Origin of the sequence: Haloferax profundi (assembly GCF_001469865.1) — an archaeon.
Lineage (GTDB): Archaea > Halobacteriota > Halobacteria > Halobacteriales > Haloferacaceae > Haloferax > Haloferax profundi.
Window position 1 is genome coordinate 1 of record NZ_LOPV01000416.1, and the last position, 6082, is coordinate 6082.

At 58.0% G+C, this 6082-nt stretch carries 6 protein-coding genes and 1 pseudogene; all 7 read left to right on the forward strand.

The annotated features are described in order from the left end of the window. Positions 1-558: pseudogene (locus AUR66_RS22130) on the forward strand (ABC transporter substrate-binding protein); the annotation flags it as partial. A 21-nt stretch (positions 559-579) separates the two neighbouring features. Continuing rightward, positions 580-1584: an ABC transporter permease gene (locus tag AUR66_RS14160; RefSeq protein ID WP_058572934.1), complete on the forward strand. Its 1005-nt coding sequence runs from the start codon at positions 580-582 to the stop codon at positions 1582-1584. After that, complete coding sequence (locus tag AUR66_RS14165; protein ID WP_058572935.1) at positions 1571-2617, forward strand: ABC transporter permease; 1047 nt, start codon at positions 1571-1573, stop codon at positions 2615-2617. The genes AUR66_RS14160 and AUR66_RS14165 overlap by 14 nt, the downstream gene beginning before the upstream one ends. Beyond that, positions 2618-3706, forward strand: a complete 1089-nt coding sequence (locus tag AUR66_RS14170) for an ABC transporter ATP-binding protein (protein ID WP_394326262.1) — start codon at positions 2618-2620, stop codon at positions 3704-3706. Beyond that, a complete protein-coding gene (locus tag AUR66_RS14175) occupies positions 3703-4800 on the forward strand; it encodes an oligopeptide/dipeptide ABC transporter ATP-binding protein (protein ID WP_058572936.1) in 1098 nt (365 codons plus the stop codon). The genes AUR66_RS14170 and AUR66_RS14175 overlap by 4 nt, the downstream gene beginning before the upstream one ends. Before the next feature lie 139 nt (positions 4801-4939). Continuing rightward, a complete protein-coding gene (locus tag AUR66_RS14180) occupies positions 4940-5173 on the forward strand; it encodes a hypothetical protein (RefSeq protein WP_058572937.1) in 234 nt (77 codons plus the stop codon). 554 nt (positions 5174-5727) lie between these two features. Next, positions 5728-6082: thiamine pyrophosphate-dependent enzyme (locus AUR66_RS14185; protein WP_269432594.1), on the forward strand; the 355-nt coding region annotated here is incomplete at its 3' end.

Sequence of the window (6082 nt, forward strand, 5' to 3'; positions counted from 1 at the left end):
CTCGGTGGAACGTACTACACACCCGCTGGCTGGACGGACTGGACCACGGCGACGAACACTGTCGTCGACCAACTGAACTCGTTCGGCTTCGACTTCGAAATCAGCCAGAAACCGACGGGCGATTACTTCGGTGGCTACGTCGAATCCAACTTCAAGATCGGTGCGCTCTACTGGATGCCCGGAGGGGCGCGGTCTGCGTTCCCGTACTTCCCGCTCCGCTGGCAGCTCAACATCCCGGACATCGACGGCGGACACAACTTCCCGGAGGGTGAACAGACTGTCCCCGGAATGGACGGCGGTGAGATGACTATCGACCCACTGTCGGAGATTCAGGAAGTTTCGACCACGCAGGACCGAGCCACGACGGAAGAAATCATCACGCGTGTCGCGTGGCACCACAATCAGAACCTCCCAGTGCTGGGACTGGTCGCGAAGCTCGACCAGTCGTGGCTCACCGACGACGAGTGGGACATCCCGGAGGAAGGCAGTGACGAACGAGCAGTCAAGTGGCCAAGCGAGTGGCTCCCACGCCAGGGTCAGCTCATGGCCAGGAAATGAACGGATTGGAGTCACGTCACGATGAGTAACTACTACGTCCGTCGGACGCTCAGGGTGTTCGCTACCATCTTCGCGGTGGCGACGCTCACGTTCGGACTGATTCGCCTCCTTCCAGGCGGCCCCTTCACGCAGTTGCGCGCGCAACTGCTTCGACAGGGTGTTCCGGCATCGGAAGTCGACGCCCGGATTGCGAATCTCCAGAACATCAACCCCAACGCACCGCTCTGGCAGCAATACCTAGACTACATGGGGGCAGTGGCTCGGGGGAATTTCGGCGAGTCCATCTCACTGGGCGAACCAGTGGCACGAATTATCGCCGAAGCGGTGCCGTGGACGGTGTTCGTCGTCCTCGTGTCGACGATTCTCATGTTTGCCGTCGGTATCTTCCTCGGGTCGTTACAGGCCTACTGGGAAGGCTCACGGTTCGACAAGGCGTTCAGTGGCCTCTCGATTGCCCTGATGTCCGTCCCCTTCTACGTCGTCGCCGTCATCTCACTGTACGTCTTCTCGTACCAGTGGGGATGGTTGCCGACGGCGGGAACAGTCGGGGCCAGCGTCGAGAAAGAACTGAGCATCCCGTTCTTGCTCAGCGCACTCGAACACAGCATCTTGCCCATCTTCTCGTACACGCTCGGCGGGATTGGTGGGCAAGCGTTGGCCATGCGCGGGAACAGTATCCAGGTGCTCGGTAACGACTACGTCCGCGTCGCGAGACTTCGCGGACTCGCCGACCGCCGGATTGCAACTCGATACGTCGCGAGGAACGCCATCCTTCCGATGTACACCGGGTTCTTGTTGCTCCTCGGGTTCCGCCTGTCGGGGACCGTCATTCTGGAGCAGATATTCTCGTACACCGGACTCGGATACTACATGTTCGCCGCACTGAAGGCGAACGACTACCCGCTCATGATGGCGACGTTCCTCGTCATCACCGTCGCACTCATCGTCGGCGTCTACATCGCCGACCTGACCTACAGCAAGATCGACCCACGAATCAGCGCCGGAGGTTCTGATGAAGCGTACTGAGGGAGACGAGTCCAGCACGCTGGCTACGGACGGTGCTGGCGTCGACTGGCGGGGTTCGGCCTCGTCGTCGGTGACGGTGACTCGCGAGGAGCGACTTCGGGAGTTCTACGAAGAAAACGTCTTGAAACCGATGATCGTCGCGTGGTCGGACAGCAGAACCCGACTCGGATTGCTCATCATCGGCTTTTACTTACTGTTGTCGCTGGTGGCCATCCTCGGTCTCTGGCGAGAACCCTCGACCAGTCAGGCTCCTCGGTACCTGATGCTGTTCGAGAACATGAAGTACCCACTCGGAACGACCGCGTCGGGGACGGACCTCGCCGCACTCATCATCCACTCGACCCCTGACATCCTGTTGATGGTCACTTCGGGTGGCCTCTGGGCGACTGGCATCGCTGTCCTCGTCGGGACCGTCGCTGGCTACAAGGGCGGTTCGGTCGGACGCGTGTTGATGTCGATATCGGACTTCGTCATGGCCATCCCTGGTCTCCCGCTGGTGATGATCCTCGCCATCACGTTCAATCCGAAGAACCCTATCTTGCTGGGTATCATCATCAACGTCAACTACTGGGCTGGCCTCGGTCGGTCCATCCATTCACAGGTGCTGACGATTCGAGAGAACAACTACGTCGAAGCCTCGCGGACGATGGGGGTGAGCACGCCGCGAATCATCCTGAAGGACGTGATTCCGAACATCATGCCGTACGTGACGGTCAACTTCGTGTTCGCCGCACGGTACGTCGTGTTCGCCTCTATCGGACTGTTCTTCCTCGGCGTGTTGCCGTATTCCGACCAGAACTGGGGAGTCACCCTGAACTTCGCGTACAATGGTGGTGCCCTGTTCTCTTGGAGTGCTGCACATTGGCTCATCGTCCCGATGGCCGCGATTATCGGTCTCTCGATCGGCCTCATCCTCCTCGGACAGGGTATGGACCGCGTGTTCAACCCACGCGTTCGCACTCGTCTGACGGGTGAGTCTGAGTCGACGGCTTCGACCGACGAGAAAGACACCGGCATGACGGAGGTACTGTAGATGACTGCCAAACAACACGGCACTGCCGACACTACGACATCTATGACGACTGACGACCCAATCATCGAAATCACCAACGCGGCCGTCACGTACGACGGCGGTGAGACGTACGTGTTGGACCACGTGAGCACGTCTATCGAACGTGGGGAGATTCTCGGTATCGTGGGCGAGAGTGGGAGTGGCAAGTCGATGTTCGCCGACTCGATGCTCGACGCCATCCCCGACCCCGGACGACTGTCCGGTGAGATACTCTACCACCGCGACGATGGGACCACAGTCGACGTGCTCGAACTCTCTGACGACGAACTCCGAGAGTTTCGGTGGGAAGAGGTGGCGATGGTTTTCCAGGGCGCGATGAGTTCGTTCAACCCGACGATGAAGATTGGTGGGCACTTCAAAGAGACGCTGAAGGCCCACGACGCCGACGTTACCTCGGGGATGGAGTTCGCTCGTGAACTCCTCTCTGACCTGTACCTCGACCCAGAACGTGTGCTGGACTCGTACCCGCACGAACTCTCCGGGGGGATGCAACAGCGAGCACTCATCGCGCTGTCGCTCATCCTCGAACCCGAGGTGCTGGTGATGGACGAACCGACTGCCGCACTCGACCTCCTGATGCAGCGTTCCATCCTCACGTTGCTCGAGGACTTACAGGATAAGTACGACCTTACGATGGTGTTCATCACCCACGACCTGCCGCTGGTCGCTGAACTCGCCGACCGGATGGCCGTCATGTACGCCTTCCAACTCATCGAAGTCGGCAATCGTGAGCAACTCATCGGGAATAGCGGTCACCCATACACACGAGCGTTGCTCAACGCGACGCCCGACATCGAAGCACCGCTCGAAGACATGCGACCAATCGAAGGCCAGAGTCCAGCACCGATCAACGTTCCACAGGGGTGCTCGTTCGCACCACGATGTCCACTTGCCACCGAAGAGTGCCGGGTCGAAGACCCAGCGTTCACGCAACTCGACTCCGGCCACGCCGTGGCCTGTCACCACCCCGAAGATGCACGAGACGAGATTGCGCTGCACTTCGAGCGTTCCGAGGAATCCGCCCCGGTCTCGGGAGGTGATGATTCGTGAGCCGTGTCGACGAATCGTTGGCTGGTGTCGACCAGCGCGACGAACCACTCATCTCACTCGAAAACGTCGAAGTCCACTTCGAAAAAGAGCAAGGACTGCTGGACTTCTTCGAGGACCCGGACGTGGTCAAAGCAGTCGACGGTGTCTCACTCGACATCGAGGAGAACGACGTCCTCGCACTCGTTGGAGAGAGCGGGTGTGGGAAGACCACGCTCGGGAAGACGACTATCGGACTCCAGCGGCCGACGGGTGGGACGGTGAAGTACAAAGGCCAGGATATCTGGGCCGCCAAAGATGGCAACGGAGAACTGTCGTTCGACGAGATCCGGTCGTCACTCCAGATTATCCACCAAGACCCAGGGAGTTCGCTCAATCCAAACCGCCGGATTCTGAATATCCTCGCAGAACCGATCAAGCTCACTCACCCAGAGGTCGGTGCCAACGAGCGACGCGAACGGATTCACGCGCTTCTCGAACGTGTCGGTATGAACCCTGCAGCGGACTTCGCAGACCGGTACCCACACCAACTCAGTGGTGGAGAAAAACAGCGTGTGGCGCTGTCTCGCGCCCTCTTGATGAATCCCGACGTCATCCTCGCCGACGAGGCGATAAGCGCACTCGACGTCTCCTTGCGGGTCGAGATGATGGACCTGATGCTCGATTTGCAGTCGGACTTCGACACCTCGTTCGTCTTCGTCTCACACGACCTCTCGAACGCACGGTACTTCGCCGAACACGGCGATGGTCGCATCGGTGTGATGTACCTCGGGAACCTCGTCGAAGTTGGTCCAGCAGACCAACTCATCGACGACCCCAGTCACCCCTACACGAACGTCCTCCGCTGGGCGACGCCTAACCTGTCCCGACAGTCGGGTGAGGCTGGTGAGCCACCGATGCGGAAGATAGACATCCCAGACCCAGTCAATCCACCGAGTGGGTGCCGTTTCCACACTCGCTGTCCCGAAGCACGTGAAGCGTGCCGTGAGGTGACTCCACAACTACAGCAGTCCGGCGAGACTGCTGGCCATCGCGTCGCCTGCTTCAGGGACGACCCGAACCACACCTATTGGGACAGCGACCCCTTGATGGATTAGGACCGCTGCTGTGGATGGTTGGTTGCGGCTTCCACCCACCCCTGGTCTACAGTGAGAACCCACCTTCTCATGTCGACCGAAACCTGACCGATATCGGTCGAATCGGGACCTTGATAATCAGTGCTGGATACGACACTGTATGGCACGCTTAGAGACGATTGCCGACGTTATCTGCGAACAGCGAGACCGGTTCCCGCTGTTCGTCGCCATCGGCATCGTGATGGGTCTCCTCCTCGGGTTTTCGCTGTTGTATCTCGAACCAGGAACTGCCGCGTACGCGATTGCGCTCGTCGATGTTGGCCTCGTGGCGGTCACGCTGGTCGGATTTGGCGGTGGCTTTTGGCTCTGTACGAAGCGCTCGATGGAGGAGTGACGCGGCCCTCGACTAAGCACCTGCGACGATGCTGAGCACTCTGGAGACGTCTTCAGTTGTAGAGTTCACCACGGTACCATCGCGTCGACACAGTTTCATCCGTGCTTCTCATTTGGCTATCGACGGGCACAGTGTCGATGCATCGTAAGTAGTGTAATATTTAGTCAATACCATATTTCAAAATCCACACTCACATCAACAATATGTAATTATATTTGACACACCAATGGAGGCTCAGAAGTAGTATTTTTTGAACGGTGGCGCTTGCGAAAAACTGGGGTATCTACCCGAAAAGAGTGAGTTGAGTAGGTTAAAAACTACAAATAGCAAATGATGTACCCCGCTGTATCAGTAAAGAAACTAAGTTACTGAGTCAGTCCGATCGGCCTCTCTTATACTCCAATTTATGAAATATGTCTAGGCCATTCTATATTGTAAATAGTGGACAATACTATTGCCGAACGACGTCGATCTCAGTTCGTCCGACTGCAATCTGTCTCGACCTCGTATCTGCCTTGGATTGATAACACCTGTGAACGAACAGCACAGCATCCATGGAATCGACTGAAGGCGTGCTATCGTCCGACTCTGACGAGATGGTTCAAATTTTAGCTGCCGACGGAACTGTCGTCTCGCCTCATCTACTCCCGGATCTGGACGACGAGATGCTCGTCTCGATGTTTCGAGACATGCGGTTTTGCCGACGATTCGACGAGCGGATGATCAGCCTTCAGCGTCAAGGCCGAATTGGAACGTACGCCTCACTGGCGGGGCAGGAGGGGTCCCAAATCGGGTCGATGTACGCGCTCTCGGAGGAAGATATCGTCTCCTATCAGTACCGTGAGCATGGTGCTGTCGTCGCCCGTGGATTCCCGTGGGAGTACCTCCTCTACTGGGCGGGTCACGAAG